The sequence below is a fragment of the Caldiplasma sukawensis genome, assembly GCF_052315375.1.
Lineage (GTDB): Archaea > Thermoplasmatota > Thermoplasmata > Thermoplasmatales > Thermoplasmataceae > Cuniculiplasma.
Map to the genome: position 1 here is coordinate 114,146 of NZ_JBLSDG010000001.1, position 23,206 is coordinate 137,351.

Annotated in this window: 19 protein-coding genes; 10 read left to right on the forward strand and 9 right to left on the reverse strand. The window is 33.7% G+C overall.

What is annotated here, in order from left to right:
• Nucleotides 1-2 precede the first annotated feature (2 nt).
• From psmB to ACNF4Z_RS00615, 3 genes are read left to right on the forward strand one after another with little or no spacing between them, the layout of a single operon-like run.
• A complete protein-coding gene (gene psmB / locus ACNF4Z_RS00605) occupies nt 3-638 on the forward strand; it encodes an archaeal proteasome endopeptidase complex subunit beta (RefSeq protein ID WP_458327299.1) in 636 nt (211 codons plus the stop codon).
• Nucleotides 639-676: 38 nt separating this feature from the next.
• Complete coding sequence (locus tag ACNF4Z_RS00610; RefSeq protein ID WP_458327300.1) at nt 677-2,599, forward strand: beta-CASP ribonuclease aCPSF1; 1,923 nt, start codon at nt 677-679, stop codon at nt 2,597-2,599.
• 6 nt (nt 2,600-2,605) lie between these two features.
• The gene (locus ACNF4Z_RS00615; protein ID WP_458327301.1) at nt 2,606-3,121 is read left to right on the forward strand and encodes a hypothetical protein; all 516 of its coding nucleotides are present in this window, start codon (nt 2,606-2,608) and stop codon (nt 3,119-3,121) included.
• Here ACNF4Z_RS00615 and ACNF4Z_RS00620 read toward each other — a convergent pair.
• Nucleotides 3,115-4,221: an ATP-binding protein gene (locus tag ACNF4Z_RS00620; RefSeq protein ID WP_458327302.1), complete on the reverse strand. Its 1,107-nt coding sequence runs from the start codon at nt 4,219-4,221 to the stop codon at nt 3,115-3,117. The genes ACNF4Z_RS00615 and ACNF4Z_RS00620 overlap by 7 nt on opposite strands.
• 770 nt (nt 4,222-4,991) lie before the next feature.
• Here ACNF4Z_RS00620 and ACNF4Z_RS00625 point away from each other — a divergent pair.
• The 5 genes from ACNF4Z_RS00625 to ACNF4Z_RS00645 all read left to right on the forward strand — a co-directional run bounded on the left by ACNF4Z_RS00625 (nt 4,992) and on the right by ACNF4Z_RS00645 (nt 13,992).
• Nucleotides 4,992-6,818: a hypothetical protein gene (locus ACNF4Z_RS00625; protein WP_458327303.1), complete on the forward strand. Its 1,827-nt coding sequence runs from the start codon at nt 4,992-4,994 to the stop codon at nt 6,816-6,818.
• 4 nt (nt 6,819-6,822) lie between these two features.
• Entirely contained in the window at nt 6,823-8,616 is a 1,794-nt protein-coding gene (locus tag ACNF4Z_RS00630; protein WP_458327304.1) for a TRAFAC clade GTPase domain-containing protein, read from the forward strand.
• Entirely contained in the window at nt 8,613-10,208 is a 1,596-nt protein-coding gene (locus ACNF4Z_RS00635) for a hypothetical protein (RefSeq protein WP_458327305.1), read from the forward strand. The genes ACNF4Z_RS00630 and ACNF4Z_RS00635 overlap by 4 nt, the downstream gene beginning before the upstream one ends.
• A complete protein-coding gene (locus ACNF4Z_RS00640) occupies nt 10,201-11,670 on the forward strand; it encodes a hypothetical protein (RefSeq protein ID WP_458327306.1) in 1,470 nt (489 codons plus the stop codon). The genes ACNF4Z_RS00635 and ACNF4Z_RS00640 overlap by 8 nt, the downstream gene beginning before the upstream one ends.
• Nucleotides 11,671-11,997: 327 nt before the next feature.
• Nucleotides 11,998-13,992 carry a hypothetical protein gene (locus tag ACNF4Z_RS00645; protein ID WP_458327307.1) on the forward strand — a complete coding sequence of 665 codons (1,995 nt, stop codon included), beginning with the start codon at nt 11,998-12,000 and terminating at the stop codon, nt 13,990-13,992.
• On the opposite strand, the gene ACNF4Z_RS00650 is transcribed toward ACNF4Z_RS00645, so the two are convergent.
• From ACNF4Z_RS00650 to ACNF4Z_RS00685, 8 genes are all read right to left on the reverse strand, one after another.
• Nucleotides 13,985-14,599, reverse strand: coding sequence for a hypothetical protein (locus ACNF4Z_RS00650; RefSeq protein WP_458327308.1), 615 nt, complete (start codon nt 14,597-14,599; stop codon nt 13,985-13,987). The two genes, ACNF4Z_RS00645 and ACNF4Z_RS00650, sit on opposite strands and share 8 nt — an antisense overlap.
• Before the next feature lie 3 nt (nt 14,600-14,602).
• Complete coding sequence (locus ACNF4Z_RS00655; RefSeq protein WP_458327309.1) at nt 14,603-15,112, reverse strand: hypothetical protein; 510 nt, start codon at nt 15,110-15,112, stop codon at nt 14,603-14,605.
• Entirely contained in the window at nt 15,109-15,705 is a 597-nt protein-coding gene (locus ACNF4Z_RS00660; protein ID WP_458327310.1) for a hypothetical protein, read from the reverse strand. The genes ACNF4Z_RS00655 and ACNF4Z_RS00660 overlap by 4 nt, the downstream gene beginning before the upstream one ends.
• 9 nt (nt 15,706-15,714) lie before the next feature.
• Nucleotides 15,715-16,923 (reverse strand): AAA family ATPase, encoded by a 1,209-nt coding sequence (locus tag ACNF4Z_RS00665; protein WP_458327311.1) that lies wholly within the window; start codon nt 16,921-16,923, stop codon nt 15,715-15,717.
• A 5-nt stretch (nt 16,924-16,928) separates the two neighbouring features.
• The gene (locus ACNF4Z_RS00670) at nt 16,929-17,495 is read right to left on the reverse strand and encodes a hypothetical protein (protein ID WP_458327312.1); all 567 of its coding nucleotides are present in this window, start codon (nt 17,493-17,495) and stop codon (nt 16,929-16,931) included.
• 69 nt (nt 17,496-17,564) lie between these two features.
• A complete protein-coding gene (locus ACNF4Z_RS00675) occupies nt 17,565-17,879 on the reverse strand; it encodes a hypothetical protein (protein WP_458327313.1) in 315 nt (104 codons plus the stop codon).
• A gap of 64 nt (nt 17,880-17,943) precedes the next feature.
• Nucleotides 17,944-18,333, reverse strand: a complete 390-nt coding sequence (hsp14, locus tag ACNF4Z_RS00680) for an archaeal heat shock protein Hsp14 (protein WP_458327314.1) — start codon at nt 18,331-18,333, stop codon at nt 17,944-17,946.
• Between the two features lie 41 nt (nt 18,334-18,374).
• On the reverse strand, nt 18,375-19,511 hold the full coding sequence (locus ACNF4Z_RS00685) for a cytochrome P450 (protein WP_458327315.1): 1,137 nt from the start codon (nt 19,509-19,511) through the stop codon (nt 18,375-18,377).
• Between the two features lie 136 nt (nt 19,512-19,647).
• Between ACNF4Z_RS00685 and hutH the strand changes: the two genes are divergently transcribed.
• Both hutH and ACNF4Z_RS00695 read left to right on the forward strand, forming a co-directional pair.
• Nucleotides 19,648-21,150, forward strand: coding sequence for a histidine ammonia-lyase (hutH, locus tag ACNF4Z_RS00690; RefSeq protein ID WP_458327316.1), 1,503 nt, complete (start codon nt 19,648-19,650; stop codon nt 21,148-21,150).
• Nucleotides 21,151-21,205: 55 nt separating this feature from the next.
• On the forward strand, nt 21,206-23,203 hold the full coding sequence (locus tag ACNF4Z_RS00695; RefSeq protein WP_458327317.1) for a threonine--tRNA ligase: 1,998 nt from the start codon (nt 21,206-21,208) through the stop codon (nt 23,201-23,203).
• Nucleotides 23,204-23,206 lie beyond the last annotated feature (3 nt).

Here is a 23,206-nt window from a genome sequence, read left to right on the forward strand (position 1 = left end):
GTATGGAAAAATTAATGGAAACAGGTACAACCACTGTTGGTTTCGTGATCAAAGATGGAGTGATAATGGGAACAGAAAGAAGGGTGACCATGGATCATTTCATTGCACACAAGGATGGGCAGAAGCTATATCAAATAGATAATCACGCAGGAATGACCATAGCAGGTCTTGTTGGGGATGCTCAGGTTCTTGTAAGATATATGAAGGCAGAGCTTGAGTTGTTCAGGATGCAGCGAAAGATGGAGATGCCCATTGGTGCAGCAGCCACTCTTCTGTCAAATATATTGAACCAGTCAAAGTTTTATCCTTACATGGTTCAGTTGCTTGTTGGAGGAGTTGATACATCACCCCATATCTACTCAATAGACGCAGCAGGGGGAGCGGTTGAAGACATATTTGTAAGCACAGGTTCAGGGTCACCATTTGTTTACGGTGTTCTTGAAAGTATGTATCAGAAAGACATGTCTGTGGACGATGGACTGAATTTGGCAATAAGGGGCATTAGTGCAGCAAAATCAAGGGATTCTGCCTCAGGTGGAATGATTGATCTTGCAGTAATAACAAAGAAAGATGGTTTCCAGAAAGTTCCGGAAACAGAAGTTCTTGAAAGAATAAAAAAACTTAAATTAAATCTTTAAATTATATTTTAAATTATAACCATTTCAGAGGTTTTTTAATGTCATACAGAGATTATATAGCGAATACGAGGGAGGTTCTGGAACGAATATACCCCAATAGTGAGGTTTCAGATGTTGTATACGAGGGGCCAAACATTGTAATATACACAAAGAATCCTGAACTTCTTGGAGAGAGCAATGAGGTTGCTAGCAAACTGGCTCAGGAGATAAGAAGAAGAATTGCAATAAGACCTGATCCTTCCATAATGGAAAATGAGGAAAAGGCAAGGGAAATTGCAGAGAGCATAATTCCAAAGGAGGCAGGTCTTAAGGAAGTATATTTTGAGGCAGATACAGGGGAAATGGTCATTGAACTTGATGAACCATCTGTGATATCAGGAAGGGATTCCGAATATATAAAAAAAATACTTTACCTCACAAGGTGGTCTCCAAGAATAATAAGGGCTCCTCCAATGCATAGCAGGACTGTTAAGGAAATAAGGGAATATCTAAGGGATGTAAAAGACGAGAGGAAAAAATTTCTCAACTCCCTGGGAGAGAAATTAAATTCGCCGGTTATGATTGGGGAAACCTGGGTCAGAATCACAGCCCTTGGTGGTCACAGGGAAGTGGGAAGAAGTGCAACCCTTATCTCCACCAACAATTCAAGAATACTTGTTGATTGCGGAATGATGAATACCAGTTCCGCGGGGGAAAAACCTTGGGAAGGTGCACCCTATCTTTACATTCCTGAAATACAGCCACTATCAACACTAGACGCAGTGATTCTCACACATGCACATTTGGATCACTCCGGAATGGCACCTATGCTCTATAAATACGGATATGAAGGACCAATATACATGACACAGCCAACAAGGGACCTTGCAATTCTTCTTCAAAATGATTTCATAAAAGTTGCACACATGGAGGGTTATAAGGCCCCTTATGAATCAAAACATATTAGGGAAGAACTTAAAAAAACAATTGTTTTAAGGTATAATGAGACAACAGATATTACCAACGATGTGAGACTTACATTTTATAATGCTGGTCACATCCTTGGTTCCGGATCAGTTCATCTGCATATAGGTGAAGGGCTTTACAATATTGTACTGAGTGGTGATTACAAGTATGAAAAATCATGGTTATTCAATATGGCCAACAATAAATTTCCAAGGGTAGAAACACTGATGACTGAGAGCACATACGCAGGTAAGGACGATTTTCATCATTCCAGAAAGGATGCCTCAGAACTCCTTGTTTCAATAATTAACAGAACATTCGATAGAGGAGGCTCCGTTCTAATACCTGTATTTGCTGTTGGAAGAAGCCAGGAAGTAATGCTGGTTCTTGAGGAGGCAATCAGAACAGGTAAGATAAAAAATGTTCCAGTTTATTTAGACGGTATGATAATGGAAGCCACAGCTATACACGCTGCGTATCCTGAATTTTTGAACAGGGATCTGAGGGAAAAAATAATGATACAGAGGGAAAACCCATTCATGAGTGAAATATTCAAAAGAGTTGAAACAAGGGAACAGAGGATGGAAATATGTGATTCAACTGAAAATCAGATCGTTCTTGCCACATCCGGAATGATGAACGGTGGCCCGGTCATGGAATTCTTCAAGAGCTGGGTTGATTCTCCAAAACATTCTTTGGTATTTGTTGGCTATCAGGCAGAGGGAACACTAGGCAGGAAGCTTCAGAGAGGCGCAGATAAGGTTACACTTTCAGATGGTGGAAAACAGACCACATACGATGTTAAAATAAATATAGAAACTGCCGAGGGTTTCTCAGGTCACTCTGACAAGAAACAGCTTATGGCTTATCTGAGCACCATGTCTCCAAAACCAAAGACAATACTTGTAAATCATGGAGAGAACGAAAAGGCCCAGGATTTTGCAAGGCTTATAAGGCAAAGACTCAATGTTGAGGCAATTGCCCTCAAGAACCTTGAAACTGTGAGGGTTTACTGATATTGTATGAATATAATATGTGTAGGAAATAATGAAAGCGAAATCAAAAACAGCAAATCATTTCTAAATACAATCTCACTGGTAAGCAGTGGAAGGATATTCATATGCAATATGATGAATTCTGAAAGCATCAGGGATGCCATTGAAAATGAAAATAAAAATGCTGAAATAGTGATCATAAGGATGAACCATGGTACAGTTGACAACTTTTTTTCCAAGAATCCTGAAATAGGCATTAAAAAGAAGGTTCTTGATCTGGGACTAAGCACAATACGAAGCTACATTGAAAAAAATTACGGATCTTTTGAGGCTTTGAACAATGAGATTAGCCAATCAATATACAGGGCTTTCTTCCTCTTTTATTCATCCGCAATGCCAGCTGAATATGAGGAATTGTTTGAAAACAGGCGTACCTGCATACTTGGAAAGCTCTATCATTATGGTTTCTCATCAAGGGACCTTTTAATCTGTGATCCTTGGGATCTTTACTGGTTCAAAGATTATTATTCTTCCCTTCACTGAATATTTCTTTCCCTCTGATATCTTTCATATCTTTCGATTATTCCTGGAGTCAGTGAGGGCTTAACTTCCTTCATGCTCTCCATTATATCTTCTGTGGTCATTAACCTTGGTGAACCATCCTCAACACTTCTTAAAAATAGTCTTTGAGCAGTATATCTTATGAGATATTCAAGGTCTGCCCCACTGTATCCTTTTGTTAATGATGCTATTTTTTTAATATCTATATCTCTCCTTTTTTTTATCTTTTCAATATTAATCTTTAATATGCCGTATCTTCCATCTTCATCTGGCGGAGGTATATATACCAGTCTGTCAAATCTACCCGGTCTTGTAACAGCCGGATCCAGCTTCCATGGCACGTTGGTTGCACCCATTACCATTATCCTGTTACTATCATCTGACATAAAGCCACCCAGTTCATTCAGAAACTGGGATACTCCTCTCTTGGATGCCTCCGAATTTTCAATATCACGGGAAGGAAAAAGACTATCCATTTCATCAAAGAACATTATGCATGGCTGTATTTTTCTAGCACCCCTGAATAGTAAATTAATATTTTTTTCAAAATTTCCAAACCACTGGCTGAACAGAGAAGATGGGTTAACATATATAAATGTCATAGAAGCTTCAGCCGCTATTGCTCTTGCAAGAAAGGTCTTCCCGTTTCCAGGCGGCCCATATAGTATGAGGCCACCTCCCTGTGATACATTATAATCTTTGGCCAACTCTGGAAACTTCGCTGTATATATGGTTTTAACCATTATCTCTTTTTTAACTTCCTCCATTCCAGCCACGTCTGATAGTTTTGGATAATCAGGTTTTGTTATCTCTATCCCAAGTTGTTCAAGTTCGCTTAATTTATTTTCGGAATTTTCTTCTGGTGAACCTTCTATCTTTTTTATTTCCCTCATTATTATATCTATCTGCCTTTGCAGTTTTTCTTTTCTGTATTCATCGGATGAGATCATCATCTCCTTCAATATTGAAATGGTATTCTTATAGTGGATTAATGCCTCATTCTTGTTTCCAGATGCCATGGCTTCAAGCCCCTTTTTCAACTCTGTCGACGGTGCATTGTAATAATCATTCCCCTTTTTCATTCAAGACATCCTCCTTACAAAATTTACAATCTCCTATATATATGAATGTTTTTCAAAAAGTGGAAGGAAGGAAAAATTTTTTAGAGATGCCATATTCCTTTTTAACAGATCTGATCTTTTTTGACGGTAAAACATTTCATCTTGGATCATCGTGTAAAAATCTAATTTTTTAAAATTATTTCCTTTATTTTTGATGTAAAGATTACTTTCTATAATTTTCATTTTGTTCATATTATTCATAAATAAAAAATACATTATTAAATATTTTATATAAGCCATAAATATTATTTTAAATTTTACTTATTTAAAAGAGAATATAGTAAAACATGCATTTACTATAATAAATTACATTTAAGACAAATCTTTCCTTTTGAAACCGTATTAAAATCATTATGCAATTATTTAGGAGCAATTTTTATAAATGTTGCAAAAGTCTTATCTAATATTTTTTACCATTCTTCTTTTTAAGGAAATCTTATTTTTAACACATTTAAATTTAAAAATGTAAAACCACACTCTCTATAAATGCATTAAAAATATTTGTTTTAAACTATGATTATTTTTAATTTTTGTCAGATCAGATTTCATATTGTATTAAGGTGTTTTCTCATATATAGTATTTAGGTTTTGAAAACAATTAAATTAAATATTATTAAGATGATTAATGAATCCCTATTTATTAATTATGTCAAGGTAAAATTGTTTGATTTCTTTTTTCTTATATTTCCCGTTATGAAAAAATTAAATACGCTTACACATATCTTAAGATTATGGAAGACCAGAATCCCTGTCTCGCCATATTGAGCAAGGCAGAAAATTTAGCCTCAAAATCAGTTCACGATTTTCAATCCATGGACATATTAGTCAGAAAAAGACTATTTAACGAACTTGAAGCAGATCTTGCTGCAATTTCAGTAGTATGCTCATCACTGAGGGATAAGGAATTAATTAAGATTGGAAAGGGTAATCTAAAATATATACAGATTAAAATTGCACAATCACTGAAGGGGGAAAAAGATAGGGACTCAGAGCGAATTGTTAACAGTTTCAAGCAGGAGGAATATAACGCACTGGAGAAAATAGAAAAATTCAGTATGCTTGATAATGTAAACAAAAATGATATTAAGATATTTCTTTCAAATCGCCCAAAGGAAATTATAAATTTTATAACTCAGTGGTACGGAGAAAATATGGAAAATTTTATCGATCTTTTAAATCCACTAAAGGATGACGTTAGGATCGAACTAAAGGAATCTTTCACCGAAATTTACAAGAGGAGATATAATGTTATCATAGAAGCACTTAAAGCTTACATAGATACTGATCCAGGGGCATTTGGCCAGTTCATTAAAAATTATGAAAGTGCATTGAGGGAAATGGAAAAAACTGTCGATAGATACACTAAGGTGATAAATGAATCTGAGTTATTTACATCCTCTGATCTTCTGATGGAAATTTCAATGAAAATGAATGTGGTGAAAAATTCCCTTGAAGTAGGAAATTATGAAGCATTGAAGTCCATGGATCTTGAAAAGTTGAAAAGAGACTTAATGGAATCGGGAAGAAAATGCGATGAAATGATTAGAGAAGGTGAAACAATAATTGCTGAGCTAGAAGGAGAATCAACATTCAGCAAAAATCCTAAGCTCAGGGATGTATATGTAAAAAACACAAGGAATATGATGGAAAGATTGAATGAGATAAAGATAAGGGACATAATGGCTAATTATGAATTTCTGTCATCAATTCAGGACACTCTAATGAATTCAGCTGATTTCGGAGAAATTAAACTTCCTGAAAACAGGATATCTTTGTCCCATTCTGAAATGGTGGCAAGAAAAAATGCATTTTTTGAAAGCTTCAAAAAGAATTTAGCTTTTATGGACAAACTAAAAATAATACATCCCTGGACTAATGAAACTGTTAACATGCAATCAAATATTGTAATTAATGGAAGAATCGCAGATCTCACAGAAATGGCATATGACGCTGGAAATGGTACAAATATTTTTGTCCTTTACACAAACTTCGGCAAGAAGAAATTTTTTGGATCAACAATATCCAGAATTATACTTGCAGCATTTTTTGTGGTTAAAATAGATCAGAAAACTGGAAAATATTTCCTCGAAAAATGTGACATGTCTCAAATCCAAAAAATCATAGGGAAAGCGATGCAATTATCCGATGATTTTAATGGATACGTAATAGCAATGATTGGTTCACCAAATGGTTTTTCAGCTAGGGTTATTGAATATGTTACAGATAGGGATGGAAAAGGCTTTAACAGTCTTAAGATTTCCATAATACTGAAGGACACATCTGATGGTTCCGTATATTTCAGAGAGAAGGACGAAATAAGCAGAAAGTTTTTGGAGATATTTGAAAGCGGTTTGATTGAGAGTCGGTATTCCTCCATTGAGAATAAAACAGTTGAGAAAGGAACAATATCGGGTGTGGTGAGGCTTAAGGATATTATCTCTGAAATGAACTATTCAGAGCAGGAGATTCTGGAGACCTGGAAGAAGATGGAAAAAGCAAGGAAAGGTTCACTGGAATTCTATAACGGAGAATTGATATTCAGGCTTTCAGGTCAGTGATGGTATGGGTTTTTTCCTTAATTTTATAACATTTGTTTTTATAATTTTTGATGTGGTTTTTGGCATAAGCATCTACAGTAAAATTAAGGAAAATTTATACCCTGCCAGCATTATAAATCTTTCTGAAGATAATTACACCTTGAAATCTTATGAGCAGGGATTTAAAATTATAGGCACCGGCCTCATTCTTTCCTTTATTCCATTTATCAACTTTATTTTTTATTTTTTAATTTACTATGGAGTAAGAAAGGCATCTCTTTTAACAATTTATTCCAAAGAAAATTCATTAGAATTTTATGATGCTGAAGACAGGTTGGCCATCTTCTCACTACTTACGGGAATAGGACTGCTTATAAGTTTAATACCTGGTGTCAGGCTTGGGATTCTCTCAATTGGGGAAACTTATCTATTTTTTCAGTTTGTGTGGGACATTATTGTATTTTATCTTGTTATAAATTTTATCTTTCTTTATTCTTATTCTCCAAAATTTAAAGAGGGTACAGTTTTACTTGTATTCCTTAATCTTTTTATTTTTCTCTTGCTTATTTCCTTGTATGGTCAATCATCAGTAATATATTTTGGATATGTCTGGCCTATTACAGCAGGAATATTTATTTTATCAATGAACCAGAATAATATGGATTTTGTTTTTGCCAGTATTTCCCAGGTCAACAAAAGTGTAAAGTCAGATAATTTCGATAATAATCTTCCAGAAGGTAGCGTTTCCTCTGATATACCAAAAACAGTGGATCATTATTACTCCAATTATGGTAATCAGGGTTCGCAGGCAGTTACATCTAATAAGATTCCAAATACAGTGGATGAATATTATACGGTTAAAAACAAAGCGCAACCTGTAAACAAAGGTGGTTCAGTAGGTGGTGGGGTTGCAGATACAAATAATAATAGATCCAGTACATCTTCAGGTTTTTCAAATAGATCGAATAAAGATGTTATCACTGAGTTTCCAAATAATTCTGAAGTTTTAAGGAGGAGAAAGAAAATGGATAGAAAAGAAATGGAAAATACTGTGGCATTGTTAGGACCTCCAAGTTCCGGAAAGACAACATTTTTAGCTTTTCTGTATAAATTTTTGAATGAGATATGTACGGCAAATGGTATGGAAGGAGCAGTTCTGGAGGGGACAGACATTCTGAAACTTTACATGGAATCACTTATACAGAAAGGCCAATTTCCAAATCTTACAGCATCCGATAAGCCAAAGGTTGTGGATTTTATGTTCACCAAAAAGGCAAGATTCAGTTCACATTCATTTCATCTTAGAATAAATGACATCGCGGGAGAGAATTTCAATTCAATTATACAGTCAAATTCAAGGGAGGAAATACGATCAAAGTTGATTGGATCAGACTTTGAATACATACTCTATTCGAGGGCATATGTTTTTTTCTTTCCGCTAAAGGATTATTCATATATAGTTTCCAGGGATTCAAGAATGGAGTCTGAAATAAGAAAAATTCTTGAATCAAGGATTTCAAACATTAAACCATCTGTCTGTATTATGTTCACAATGAGTGATACTCTTCCTTACATAATTCAGGAAAAGAACGGAGATGAATTGCTAAAGATTATGTCAACCACTTCCAAATATCTTAAGAGTAAAACAAATAAAGAGATTGGAATAAAACCTGTGATTAATACAGAAAGAAATGAGTATGGGCAGATAGTTCCCAGAAGAGAGTTTAGAAACGGTTTTTATGATATTTCATTTGATCCAGAAATTAACAGTGATTTTAATAAATTTGGATACTGGCTACAGGAGGTGATGTTTGAATGATAAACATAATAGAGTGTGAGCAGGTATTGTACGGCTGGGTATCAAAAAAGAATCAAGAGGGGTATCAACTCATTTCTAAGAGTGAAAGTATTAACCCAATTGATCTTTCTTATCTAGATAGGATTAAAACCCCGGGTACTTTTGCTGGAAATGCCAGAGAGGCATACAGATTTTTACTATTGCCCTCAGGTTCATATGCATTCTGTTATATAAAGGACATTGGTAAAGACATTTACGGAAGAGATGGTGCAATGATGAACCATTGCCTTATTATCAAAGCAACTGACTTTGAAAAAATTAACAGGGACATTTATTCTTTCATAAATTATTTTATGGCAGGAATAACCTCAGTCAATGATTTTGAAAAATTGAGAGAGTCTGAAAAAAGTTTTCATGTTCTTCCGGTGTTAAGGATTGAGTACATTAAGAACAAAGATGAAGAGGACAGATTCAAAAATATATTCCTAAACCATAACGATCTAACAAAAGTTGCAGTAAAATCTCTAATATATTTAATGCTTGGAAACGTAAAGAATGTATTAATCAAAAATTATGAAAACCTGTCCCCTTTAAATCTTATATTAAATTATATATCTTTAATAAATTTTAATAATATAATAATGTTTTCAACGGCAATAGAAACCAATTATTCTTCATTATTTCAGGTAATGCCAGGAGCAAAGGACCAAACCGAAAATGAAAACTCAGCTGTAATGGATTATGAACATAAATTATTGCAGATTAAAAACAAAGATCCGCTCATAGACCAGATATCAGAAAGTGTTGGGGATAATATCATAGATTTTGGATTGCCAGTACCATTGGAAAAGAGGACTGAAAGGTATTCAATAAGAAAACTGATAAGTGACGTGGGTAGGCAAATGATGGGCAATTATTCCGGTATAGAACGAATGCAACTTGGATACAACCTGATTAAATCGAACTATATTGAGCAGAAATCTGAGATAATTGAAGAGATGAAAAAAACTGCTATAATGAGCAATTACTCATTGGATATCTACAAGTATATACTTTTAATTGACACTGATGAAATCAACACAGTGAATGATGAAGAGGACTTTATTGAAAAATTAAAGGAGGTTATAGATAAAATTCTACAATGCGAAAAAAGTTCAGAAGCATTTTCACTGGTTAAAAAGAACATGAATCCAAATTATTCCAAGGGTTCAAAGCTGGTAGATCAGATAATGGGGGAAAGATTATCTTTTCTGGATATTGAAATAGAAAAGATACTGGACATACTCAAATCAAACAGGGAAGTGTACTATACCTGGTACAAAAATATGGATGAGTATGTGGACACACCAATAAAATATCCATTTATATTTGATGTGCTATTCAATATGAAAGAGCATTATGGTGATGCTATTCTATTCATGGAAAAAATTTTAAAAGATATGAGAAAAGAAGATGAATTAAGAAAAAAGGAGGTTGGGGAAATTCTTGCAAAATATTACAGTTCAATAGAATCACAGGATATGGAGAGAATAAGAAAAATAATTAGGAAAAAGGATCCGGATGGGGAGATCGAGAAAGTTATACAATACTACCTAAAAAGGGTTGGTGAATAAAGTGCTGGACGAAAGTTCATATGAAAATTTTATGAAAAAAATAGATACCTTACTTCAGGCAATGGAAAAAAGCTTGGAAAAAAATAAGAAAAAAATTATACAACACGGTATAAATTATGGATACATTCAGAATATGATAAATTCAGGCATATCTATGGTAGATCCAAAATATAAAATGAATCAGTATCTTTCAGTGATATCGTCAATTCAACAAAGTTCTTTTCTCACAGATTTGATGAAAAATGAGAAAATTTTTGATTCTTTGTTGGACCTTAAGGAACAGATAATAGATGTTAGGGAAAACAGAACAAAGGCTAATGAAATCAACGATTTAATATCTAAATTTATCAATGCTCCCGAAGACGAGAGAATACTGGACGATCTCACAGGGCAGCTCTTAACAAGCATCAAGGAATTTTACCACGCAGGGTATCAAAGGGCTGTTGACAGAATGATTACTTTGATTAATTCAGACTATGAAAACACAAGCAGAAACGCTTACAATTTCCTAAAATATGTTTTTTTTAATCTGAAGGACTCAGTAAGTGAGGAGATAAAAAAAAGCCTAGTTTATAACATCAAGGTTAATGCCAAACCTGTCTCAATAGCAAGATACCTCATACTCATGCAGGTCATAAAAGATGTGAAAATTTTGAAAGAACTAGGTTACTTGTATAATAATCATGATGTTATTAACATAGATTTGCTTGAACTGAGAAAATACTCAATAAGCTTTAGGCACGAAAACAATTTTGCACAAATTAACGAAATTTTCAGGGATACCTGTTTTAAGGTTCTTGATTCATTTAATGATCCAGCAATTTATCTGAGGGAATCGGTGGATGTTTCTTTCAGGAACATCACACTAATAAACGGTGAAATAAACAGGCTTGATATTAAAATTGTTCCCGTGGTCCCAATCTATGATTTGGAAATAAATTTTTCAAACTTTAAAAACTATTTTAGGCTTGAAGAAAACATCCCCAGTCTGGATAATGTTTTGAAAGGAGGTAACACTTACACTATTAGTGTAGGGGTAACACCCATAGTCTCAGGGGAGATGGATACTGAATTAATATTTTCATCCAAACCTTATTGGACATACAAACACGGACTAAATCTGACAGTTATGAAAGCAAGTAAAGTTTCAAAATCAAGTAAAAAAACTGAAAATACGGAAACAAGTGATATTGAGACAAAGAAGGGGGAAAATGTTTCACCTTCAGAGGAAAGGTATGTGAGGCTCAAGTCAATGTTAGAATCAAAAGATAAAAAGAAAGTTATAGCAGCAACAAAGGAAATGGAAACAATCTCACTCCTACTTGATAAAGATCTGAACTCCAGAATTAAGGCCAATTCATTCATTATTGAATTCATGACGCAATCTGATAATCTCACAGATTCCCAGATAAATCCACTCTTGGAAGAACTGGAAGAATTAAAGGCAAAGATGAGGAAATGATGAAAAATGGAAATGGGGAGCATCCTAAGGAAAGATGGTGCTTATGTTTCCAGGTTTAGAAAATTATACATTTTATTATTCTTAATTTCATTAATTATAATCATTCAACAAAACTTCACATCACAGTTTCCTGAATTAATTTTAATTTTACTTGGACCCCTAGCTTATCCAGACCTTGGGTTGAAGATGATAATTATTGAAAGTATCTTTTTATATTCAATTTCAGCCGTACTAAGTTCCAAAATAAAAACTAATCACATTAATACGTTGGGAAAGCAATTTTTTATCTTTTATTTATATGGTGTTTATACAACTGTTCTTGTATTAATGAACTTAGCATATCCTGAAATATACAGGCAGCAATGGGAAACACTGATTTATATTGCAGCTATTCTAATTTCAGTTTTTCAATTTTTATATAGGGCATTGAAATTTATATTTGAGACTGTTTATACAAGAGTAATTTTAAGGTTTAATGGAATTCTTTCACTTTTCACAGTCAATTTTGTAATTCTTATTTTTTACCAGTATTTTATTGGAAAATTTGGATTGATTCTTTCCACTTTTTTACTAATCATTATTTCCATTTTAATTCACTTTATAATAGGAAGGGCCCTCTATCCATATTGCAAAAACAGGGAAAGAAAGTATATAGTAAGCGGGACCTATCTGGCAATTTCACCCCCAATTCTTATATCTATGGTTTTACCAGTGATCACATTGTACAATTTTTTCAACTCAACATCAGTTCCAATATTTGTAATTTCATTTTTAATTCTAATTATAGCATCATTTCCCATTTCAATTAGCTATTTTCTTTATAGGTATGAGGGTCCACATTTTCTCTTTTCAAACACTAAGGGAAAATTTCAAAAATCTTTCATTGTGCTGGTAATTTTAATAATTTTTTTCTCATTTTTATTGATTGCCTTATCACCATCTCTTTACTCATTTATAATCTCAACAACCATTTTCCTTTCCTTAGTGGGTTTAACATTCACATCCATTGCCTCAAACATATTTCTCGAAAATATAAGGAGTCAGAGAAATTTATTTATTGCCTATTTCATCGGAACAACACTACTATTTCTTTTAATTAATACCATCACAAATGGATTTCTTTATTTTCTCTTGTTTGAATCATTTGTAAATAATATTCCAGGAAATATGCATCTTAACATTTTCTATATTTCGGAATTCATAAAATCAATAATACCATTAATATTGTTTGGTGTCGTATATTCGATCCTACTTTCCTTACCTTTTAGATATACTTCATTCCCTAAATATTCATTTATTCCTTTTGTAATTTTGTACTTGTCTGAAAATTATAATTTTCTGAATTATTTCTTTAATGGAATAGATACTTTATCCATATTTTTATTATTGATATTGGTATTGATTAATGGAAAAATATCACAGTTAGAATGTAGGTACCTTTTGAAATCAGGAAGGAATAAGGGTGACATATCACATAAAAAGCTATACAATCTTTTGATTCAAAAGGGTTTTGATCTCAGGGGTGATATAATAAAAGTGAACCCCTCCCAGTATTATCGTGTAATATTTTTTGGATATGATAGTGAAATGACTAAAAATGAAAATAATTCAAAAAAGAATTTTTCAATGAGAAACCTTGTATTCAAGAATTCAAAAAGGACACTACTCTTTCTTTTGCAAATGAAATTCTTTAATTCATTATCTGAAAGAAGTTATGAAAAATTCCGTATAGAGTCAAATCCCCAAAATGCGAACTTGTTAGAAAATGTAATAAAAAATGGAAACTTTGCCGAACTACAGGAATATCGGGAGAACCTTGTATATTATTTGAGCAGGGATGATGGAAAATTCAAAATAGGTTTATTGAACACAGTTGGTAAAACATCTGATTTAAATGAATACAGTAATTCTCTGATGTATGCCTTCACAATCGAGTGCAAATATCTTATAGATGAGAACACTTCCATCTCATTTGACAATGCCACTTCAAAATTACTCTCATCCGTCCTTCAAAATAGGGATGAAGAGATTCCAAAGCCATCCATATTCATATTTCTGGTCGATAGGCCTTGGAAAGAAAATTCATTTTATACAGTGGAATTTTTTATGTCAAGGCTTAAGAAGACAATGAGGGTAATATCCTCAAAATATTCCTCATACTCCATATCGTTCTTCGATTTTGATTATTATGAAGATGTTGGAGGTAGAAAGCTCAAAGTCTCACAAAAAGAAGGAATTTTAGATATTGAGTACAATCCTGAGATTAATTATGGATCTGAATTATTCTGGAGATGGGTTTTTGGAAATCTTTTCATCAACTAATCTTTTGATCATCAATAGAGTCTCCGACCAGTTTTTTCAGTAACGCATCAATTTCACTGTCTTCAGATGAAGAACTCTCTCCCATTATCTCTGAAATCTTTTTACCTGTTATGTCTTCAATTATTTTCTCTGCTGTCCCGTCAGACTCTCCATATTTATTGAGGGCTCCCTGAAGCATAGTGTACTGCTCTTGCATTCTTCTTTCCAGATTCTCTGTGTTACTGGCTATTTTTTCTATATTTGATTCTATCATGTTTGCCTGTTGAGGAGTCAGCATGACCTTTCCCATATCTTCGTTAATTTTTTTCATCATATTGTGCATTTCAACTTCTGATCTTATCTGTTCAAATGTAATCTCGGAATTCGTTAGATAGATCTGAAAAGATTTAAGATACTGGATCACAGCAGTTATCCTCCTTATCTGTCCAACAGAATTCATCAACTGCTGTTTGTTTTTCTGTTTTGCTGAAGCCTTTAGTGTTTCAATAGATCTTTTAAGAAGATTTTGTTCATTTCTAATCAACTTGTCTATTGTATTATAGCTTTGCCTTATCATCGACTTGGTTTCAAACCATTTTTCTTCATTACTTTTTATTAATCTACCCATTTTCTACACCTTCTCTTTATTTACATTATCTATTTCTTTCTGCATTTCACTTAGGGTTGTTGCAAGATCACTGTTCTCAGAAACATCCAAAAGATCCTTAAAAGCAGCAGTGATTTTATCACTTTGAATCATTGCCATCTCAAAGTTTTTTTCCATTTGAGATATCCAAGCACTCTTGTTTTTCCTTGAAAGGGTTCCTATAAAATCTCTGATCACAGATGAAAAACCACTGAGTATCTCAAACTGCCCTTTCATCATAGAAACATCGTCCATCAAAAGAATAAATGATCTAATTCTTGCACTCTGTTTTTTCATAAAATCCTCTTTTTCTCTGAACGTTTTTGCCAATGTCTGATTCCCAATTGCATCTGCATTATTTCCCATTTCATTGTATTTTTTTGAAAGAATATCACAATGATTTGCAAGATTTTCCGCCTTTATTCTTACACTTTCAACCTTCATTTTCTGTTCATATTCCTTATTTTCTGAATATCTTTTTAGGAAACCGGTCAAGTAAGTACCCCCTCATTCTCATCTTTGCTTTCATTTTCTTTTTTTTCAACATCATAAATTTGTTTTTTAGTGGTACTACTTATATCATTTCTGAAATTTTCCGGGTTTGCAAATGCATTTGTCACGTCAACGGATCTCTTTAGTTCATCAATATTTATATCTGCTCTATAAATTGTTTTTCTTATTACTTCATTTACCCTTTCAACTGATTCTTTGAATTTTTTCTGGTTTTTCATCGTTAGTAATTTCTTAATTTTTTTAAAATCCCTATCCTTTTCAATATAAGCCTTATGGCTCACCTCGTTCATGAAAAAGAGAACCCTGTATTTCCTTATCTCTGATTCAAATTCCTCTTTTTTTAATTTGATCTTGTTTTTTACATTTTCTGAGTCCAGTTTTCCCATTGGATCATCACTATTAATACCGGCAAGGATTTCATTCAATCTCTTCAAGTCATCCTGAATTTTTTTGAGATCAAGGTAAGTGTTCTGACATTGTCTGCTAACTGCCTTTAAATTCTTTTTTTTAAGCAGATTTTTATCGCCGTAGTTTTTCCAAAGATCATAAAAACCTGAAAAATTTTCATTTTCCATATTATCATCTCAGTTTGAACTTCTATTCCATTCCAGGTATTTTGTTTCATCATACATTCCAGGAATGATATTCACTGCCTTGAAACCTTTCTCAAAATCCTCCATTGTAATGGGACCAACCTTCAATTTTTTATTTGTTTTGTTTCCACTGAGGAATTGCTCAAGGCTATCTTCATTGTACCTCCTGTACATTGAATTAATTGCTTCTGTGCAGAGATATTCAAGGTCACGATTGCTGAATCCTTGTGTCCTGGATAAAAGTTCATCTATTTTAGTTTCAAGTCTATAACCCTTTCCCTCTATAAGATTTAAGATAACCTGCTTTCTTGTTAGATCATCTGGCAGTCCTATATACATTCTTTTCTGAAATCTTGAAAGTATTGCATTGTCAAGTTCCCAAGGCAGGTTTGTCGCACCAATGGTAAGCACAAAACGGTTATCTTTTGAAAATCCATCCAGTTCTGCAAGAAATACCTGGATTATTGAAGTAACATTTGAATCGTTTTTCTCCCTATTTTTCATTAGAGACTCAATTTCATCCATAAAAATGATTGAAGGGCTCATCTCCTTTGCAACTTCATATAGGGTATGGATTATTCTTTCTGAATCACCCACGTAACGGGAGACAAGTCCTGAAATATCAGCATAAAAGAAAGTGACATTCATTGAGTTGCTTACTGCTCTGGCAAGGGTAGTTTTACCACATCCTGGGGGCCCATATAGCAATATATTTCTGATGAATGTTTTTTGGACATTTTTTTCAGGCTCGGACACTGCAAAAAATATGGTCTCTGCAAGCTCCTTTTTTTCTTTTTCCATTCCACCAATGTCCGATGTTTTAATATTAGACCTCGTGATCATGGAGAGAACCCTTTGTCTGAAGCTTTGATCCATTTTATCAATCAGATCATCTTGATTTTTATTGTTTTTTTGTCCGTCTGTGCCATTTTTTCTTTTATATTCGTAATTGGCCTCAGCCCTTCCATTCCTTGTTGAATTGCCGCCTACTATTTCAGTCCAATCATTAATTGCTTTCACATATTTGCTTTTATTCTCTACGTCCATTGCCGAGAGAACCTTTAATTTTGATATGATCTCATAACAGATTTCCTGAGCTTTTATTTCGTCCCTATCCTTTATACTGTAATATTCCTCTATCCTTTTTCTTAACACAATCTTAAGATTGTCTATTTGCAGGCGGTTTTCACTTGAAGCCATAATTATCACTGATTATTCTCTCTTTTTTTTTCATCTTCCTGTTTTTGGGTTTCAGGAGAAAAATCCTCTCTCTCCTTTTTCATTCTTTCTCTCATCTTCATATGTTTACTTTCAACCTGTTCTGCTCCACCATAACTGGAGCTTATTTTTCCATACAGATTCATTTTCTCATTTATTCTCTTTTGTTTCTCCTTGTTCTTCTTCCTTATCAGGGTTCCCTGTCTCATTATATCATCTATCTCGTTTTCAGTTACTGAGGTTATACCTATATCAGCCTCCGGTATGCTTCCCAGGAGTTTTCTCAAATTTCTTATATTGGTTCCAATCTCTGATATATCACTTATGACAGTTTGAATATCCTCATCAAGCATGTCAAGTTCTGGTGCCAGAATTTCTGCCTCAATATCTGAAGCCTTGTCAAATTTTTCAAACTTTTCATCATAATCTTTTTTCAAGGATTCATATTCTGCACGTTTTTCCTGCAAAAGTAATTTCTGTTTTTCTAGATCATCTTTAAGTTTTTCCTTTTTTTCTTCAAGTGGATCCTTATTTTTCTTATTTCTTCCAAACATTTTATCAATTATTTAACCTAACAAAATATTTAAACTTTTATTGATGCAAAATAAATTAAAATGTAAATATTAACCCTTCAAATATCCTATCACAAGTCCAATGACGAATACAATAACAGAAACTGTTATTGCACCAGCCGTATGAAAAGGTATAATTGTATTTATATTATTAATCAGGTAAATTATATGATTTTTGATATCCGTTTCAAATGTACTTAATGTTGATGCCGGAATCACTGAAAAATTAATATATTCTGCAAGTAAAACAGCCACTATAATAAGAATAACAGATGTGAGCCCTTTTTTGAATGCCAGACCAAATAGCAATCCATCAACAAAAATTAGTAACAGCTCAAATAATGGGTTCGATAGTAATGAAGCCATATCCATAAAATAACATAAATTATCTATTATTAAATTTAACTAATTATAAACAAAAAGAAAATGTTCATTCTATTTTTAAAGTACGCAAGCCCTTAATTTTCATGCGCAAGTGTAAAACGCCTGCCTCATATTTTGCTACAATGTCCTCTTCCTCTGATATTTCAAGGGGCAGAGAGATTGTTTTCCATATTTTTTCCGGTCTCTGATTTAATATTATATTTTTGTTTTTCAAAGGTTCTCTTTCAGCACTTATCTCTAATGAATTCTTACTAACCTTTACTGAAATGTCTTCCTTTTTGAACCCTGGCATATCCAGCTTCACAACAAGTTCTCCATTTTCTTCATACACTGTTGCAGGAGGATATAGAAATGACAGTATTTCCTTTGATTTTTCATTTATTGTTTTCATCAGTTCATCAGAAAAATATTTTATAGGACCATAGATTGATGCCATAAAATAAAATGGTAAAACTTTATTTAACTTTTTCCTAAAAATTATTGAATTATATGAAGTTCCTTAAATCCATAAACTATCTGACTGCTTTGAGGTACAATTGGCTTTTTGAAATCTATACTGTATTCTTTGAAGTTTTCAAGAAACCTTGTAATTGCTATTCTGCTTTCAAGTCTTGCCAAGGGAGCTCCAAGACAGTAATGTATACCCTCTCCAAACGCAATATGTTTTTTTGTATCTCTGTGTATATCAAAGGCATCTGGCTTTTCAAATACAGTTTCATCCCTGTTGGCAGAACCAATCCAAGGTACCACTATGGAACCTGCAGGTATTTTAACCCCAGAAATTTCAACATCTTTTTTAGCAACCCTGTAAATTGATTGAACAGGGCTTCTGTACCTAAGAACTTCCTCTATTGCCTGAGGTATTAGTTTTTCATCTCCTAATAGCTCTTCCCTTGCATTTTTATTCTCATTTAATGTATAAAAAGTGTTCGAGATAAGATTTGTTGTTGTTTCATTACCTGCCACAAGTAGAAGTATAAAGAAACCCATCATTTCAAGTGTTGTCAGTTTCTCCCCATCCACCTCGGCGTTGATGATTGCAGTTATAAGATCATCCTGAGGGTCTTTCTCTTTAATCTTAACCATATCCTGAAAATACTGTATCATTTCACGCATTTTTATTGGAAATTCTTTATACTGTTCCTCATCTCCACCAACTATTACATCCGACCACTCCTTGAATTTAACCATATCTTTTTCAGGTATTCCCATAATCCTGGCAATTACAATGACTGGTAGAGGTGAGGTGAAATCTGATACAACATCGAATTCCTTCTTGTTCTTCATTTTTTCAATAAGTTCATTTGTGATACGGTCTATTAATGGTGCCATTTTTTCAATAGATCTTGGAGTAAATGCTTTTGAAACAATATTTCTCAGTTTTGTATGCCTAGGCGGGTCAAGGTTTATAATGCTTTCAGAAATTGGACCGCCTGCGGGGTTAAAAGCCTTTCCAAATTGTGAGGAGAAAAGGTTAAAATTTCCCAGTACCGTTCTTACATCATCATATTTGAAAACGTTCCACAATCCGTATTCTTTGTCCCTAAAAACAGGATTTTCTTTCCTCATTTTTGAGTAGTATCCAAATGGTTCTCTAGCTTTAAATTCATCCATATTGGTTAAACAAATTAATATAATTAAACGTTAAGTAAATGAACATTTAATTTATATAAAAAATATTTTTTTACACATGAGTGGAAAATTAATCTAAAAAAAACAAATTTAATTACCTTAACTCAATTTAAAAAATATGGAAAATGAGGTAAAAATTGATGGAGAAAATTTGAAATTTATGGATTTTTACAATGTTGTTTTTAAAGGTTTCAAAGTAACTCTTTCTGATAACGCTAAAGAAAATATATTAAAATCAAGAAAAAGTCTTGAGAGTCTTTTAAATTCAGGGAAAAAAATATACGGAGTAAACACTGGTTTTGGTAGTCTCTTAACAACAAATGTTGATTCTAAAGATGCCATATCCTTACAACTTAACTTAATCAGAAGCCATTCGGCAGGTTCTGGTGAACCTCTAAGCCTTGAGCATGTAATGGGAATCCTTTTAGTTAGGGCAAACAGCCTTTCAAGAGGTTATTCTGGTGTTTCTATGGATTTAATTAATAAAATATTAGACATTATAAACAAAAGAGTTCACATATTCATTCCAAGATATGGTTCTGTGGGGGCAAGCGGAGACCTAGCTCCACTTTCACATGCATGTCTGGCCATAATAGGGGAAGGAGAGATAATAGATGATGGTAAGAGAGTAAAATCATCGGAATGGTTTAATCAAAATGGAATGGAACCCTACAAATTAAAAGAAAAAGAAGCAATTTCATTCATAAACGGAACATCATACATCACAGGCGTGGGTATGGTAGAACTCATAAATGCCAAAGAAAATTTGGATTTAGCCACATCATCAGCCCTAATGTCAATGGACACACTCTCAGCCACAAAGAAAGCATTTACAGATTGGGCCGTCAAATCAAGAAAACAGGAGGGTCAGAGCAAGATAGCTTCATTTCTTTTTGATAAACTATCTACGAGCAAGTCAACGGATGAAGCTGACAGGTTAAAGATTCAGGATGCATATACTATCAGATGTACACCTCAGGTTTATGGAGCAGTTTTCGATACTATTCAATATGTTAAATCGGTCCTTGAAAACGAAATGAATTCAACAACAGACAACCCACTAATAAAGGATGAAGAATATATTTCCTGCGGAAATTTTCACGGTGAACCTGTAGCCCTTGTGTGCGATTTTTTGGCAATTGCCTTAACTGATCTGGGAAATATGATTGAGAGAAGGATTGCAAGAATCTCAGATAATAATCTTAGTGGACTTCCTCCATTTCTTGTTAATAACAGTGGAATAAACTCGGGATTTATGATTGCTCAGTACAATGCTGCTGCACTTTGCAACAGAAATAAAATGCTCAGTTGGCCAAATTCTGCCGATTCTATTCCAACATGTGCAAATCAGGAAGATCATGTAAGTATGGGGGCAAATTCTGCAATAAAACTTGAGGAGATCAACAAAAATTTAAGAACAATAATAGCCACTGAATTCTTAATGGCATCTCAAGCTGTTGATCTCTCAGGAAAAAAGCATTCTGAGGAAACATACAGAATTTACAACATAATAAGGAAGTCCATTCCAAAGTTAGAAAATGATAGGCCTATTTACAAAGATATTGAAAAAATGCTTAATTTAATGGAAGAAATGAAAGAACATTTAAAAGCACCTATATAAAAATTAAAGGAAAAAAGTCTAAAATATTTATATTGAGCATAAGGATTGAGGGAAAATGTCCGTGGAAAATGTTAAAGTAAAAGCTGGCATCCCATTCATAAAGCAATTGGATATAAAAGGTCTTGTAGCAGTAAAGATCCAAGGCAAACTATTTGACTTACAGGACGTACCGGAGTATGATTTAATGGTTGAACCGGTATTGATGACCGATGATGAAGGTTTGAAAATTATTAGGCACTCCGCTGCCCACCTTTTAGCACATGCTGTGAAAGAGCTATACCCGGAGGCCAAACCAAATGCAGGACCGGTAACGGAAGAAGGTTTCTATTATGATATAATGATGCCATTTCCAGATGAGGAAGTCCTTAAAAAAATAGAAGATAAAATGAAGGAGCTTTCAGAAAAAAAAATTCCAATTGTAAAAGAATATCATAATAAAAAGGATCTTGAGGATATTTTTAAAGATAACCAGTTTAAGTTGGATAAAATTGAAAAAAATGTCAATCAAGGTTCCACAATTTACAGACAGGGAGATTTTGTTGATTTTTGTATGGGACCTCATGTACCAAATACATCATATCTTAAACACTTCAGACTCTTAAATATAGCATCAACAAATTATCTTGGAGATAGGAATAGAGAAAAATTGGTAAGAATTTATGGAACGATTTTCCCAGACAAAAAATCACTGGAGGAGTATCTTAAAAACAGAGAAGAAGCCGCAAAAAGGGATCATAGGAAAATAGGGTCTGAAATGGAACTTTTCGTTTTCAATTCAGATGTTGCTCCGGGGTTGCCTTTATTTTCGCCAAACGGCACAGTGATAAGAAACGAGTTGATCAGATTTATGCGAGAAATAAATGAGAAGTATGGATGGAATGAAGTTTACACTCCACATATATTCAAAGATTTGATGTGGAAAATTTCAGGACATTATGCGAAATACAAGGATGATATGTTTCTTTTCACTTTAAGCGATGGGGTTTCATATGCGCTAAAGCCAATGAACTGTCCAGGGCACATCACAATTTACAAAAACTACGCTCACAGTTACAGGGACCTCCCAGTAAAGTATAGCGAATTTGGAACAGTTTACAGATATGAGAAGAGTGGTGAAGTGGGTGGCTTATCAAGGCCAAGAACATTTACAATTGACGATGGTCACGGAATTCTTCGCAGAGATCAGATTGGGGAGGAGATAAAAAAAATCCTTGAAATGATGAAGATAGCATTTGAAACCATATTTGGTGAAATTGAAATGAAATATGATCTTTCCGTTATAGATAAAAATAATCCAGAAAATTATCTATTGGAATACAAATGCAATAAATGTGGTCATGTTAATGAACCGAGGCGGGCATCTGCTGAGCAAACTATTGCAACATGTGAAAGATGCGGAGGAAGTGAACTTTTGCCTGATTTTACTCTGTGGGACGATGCAACAGAACAGTTAAGAGAATCTTTGAAAAGCCTGGGTAAGGAATTTGGGGAATTTCCAGGGGAGGCAGCCTTTTACGGTCCTAAAATTGATGTTCATGTGAAGGACGCTATTGGAAGATCATGGCAACTGTCAACTGTACAAGTGGATTTCTTCATGCCAAGGGCATTCGAGCTCTACTTCATAAATGAAAACAGCCAGAAGGAAATTCCTGTTATGATACATAGGGCAATTTACGGTTCCATTGAAAGACTCATGGTTATATTATTAGAAAGCACCGAGGGCCATCTTCCAACTTGGTTATCACCAATACAGGTTTATGAAATTCCAGTTTCAGAAAATGCCATGGAATACTCAATGGATATTTACAGGGAACTTCGCAGTCATGGGGTGAGGGTTTTTATTGATAATGATAACCAGTCAGTATCTAAGAAAATAAAAATGTCTAATCCAAAAAAACCATCTTATTATCTAATAATAGGCGAAAAAGAGAAAGAGAATGGAACAGTAACGGTTAGGGATCATTCCGGTAAAAATATTGAAATGAACAAAGGTCAATTCATCGATGCAATTTTAAAAGAGATTAGTGAAAGAAAATCTTTAAAATTATTTTAAAAT

What these genes read in the sequence shown, in the direction of transcription:
- psmB (WP_458327299.1), top strand. Translation starts at nt 3, where the DNA reads ATGGAAAAATTAATGGAAACAGGTACAACCACTGTTGGTTTCGTGATC.
- ACNF4Z_RS00610 (WP_458327300.1), top strand. Translation starts at nt 677, where the DNA reads ATGTCATACAGAGATTATATAGCGAATACGAGGGAGGTTCTGGAACGA.
- ACNF4Z_RS00615 (WP_458327301.1), top strand. Translation starts at nt 2,606, where the DNA reads ATGAATATAATATGTGTAGGAAATAATGAAAGCGAAATCAAAAACAGC.
- ACNF4Z_RS00620 (WP_458327302.1), bottom strand. Translation starts at nt 4,221, where the DNA reads ATGAAAAAGGGGAATGATTATTACAATGCACCGTCGACAGAGTTGAAA.
- ACNF4Z_RS00625 (WP_458327303.1), top strand. Translation starts at nt 4,992, where the DNA reads ATGGAAGACCAGAATCCCTGTCTCGCCATATTGAGCAAGGCAGAAAAT.
- ACNF4Z_RS00630 (WP_458327304.1), top strand. Translation starts at nt 6,823, where the DNA reads ATGGGTTTTTTCCTTAATTTTATAACATTTGTTTTTATAATTTTTGAT.
- ACNF4Z_RS00635 (WP_458327305.1), top strand. Translation starts at nt 8,613, where the DNA reads ATGATAAACATAATAGAGTGTGAGCAGGTATTGTACGGCTGGGTATCA.
- ACNF4Z_RS00645 (WP_458327307.1), top strand. Translation starts at nt 11,998, where the DNA reads ATGAACTTAGCATATCCTGAAATATACAGGCAGCAATGGGAAACACTG.
- ACNF4Z_RS00650 (WP_458327308.1), bottom strand. Translation starts at nt 14,599, where the DNA reads ATGGGTAGATTAATAAAAAGTAATGAAGAAAAATGGTTTGAAACCAAG.
- ACNF4Z_RS00660 (WP_458327310.1), bottom strand. Translation starts at nt 15,705, where the DNA reads ATGGAAAATGAAAATTTTTCAGGTTTTTATGATCTTTGGAAAAACTAC.
- ACNF4Z_RS00665 (WP_458327311.1), bottom strand. Translation starts at nt 16,923, where the DNA reads ATGGCTTCAAGTGAAAACCGCCTGCAAATAGACAATCTTAAGATTGTG.
- ACNF4Z_RS00670 (WP_458327312.1), bottom strand. Translation starts at nt 17,495, where the DNA reads ATGTTTGGAAGAAATAAGAAAAATAAGGATCCACTTGAAGAAAAAAAG.
- ACNF4Z_RS00675 (WP_458327313.1), bottom strand. Translation starts at nt 17,879, where the DNA reads ATGGCTTCATTACTATCGAACCCATTATTTGAGCTGTTACTAATTTTT.
- hsp14 (WP_458327314.1), bottom strand. Translation starts at nt 18,333, where the DNA reads ATGGCATCAATCTATGGTCCTATAAAATATTTTTCTGATGAACTGATG.
- ACNF4Z_RS00685 (WP_458327315.1), bottom strand. Translation starts at nt 19,511, where the DNA reads ATGGATGAATTTAAAGCTAGAGAACCATTTGGATACTACTCAAAAATG.
- hutH (WP_458327316.1), top strand. Translation starts at nt 19,648, where the DNA reads ATGGAAAATGAGGTAAAAATTGATGGAGAAAATTTGAAATTTATGGAT.
- ACNF4Z_RS00695 (WP_458327317.1), top strand. Translation starts at nt 21,206, where the DNA reads ATGTCCGTGGAAAATGTTAAAGTAAAAGCTGGCATCCCATTCATAAAG.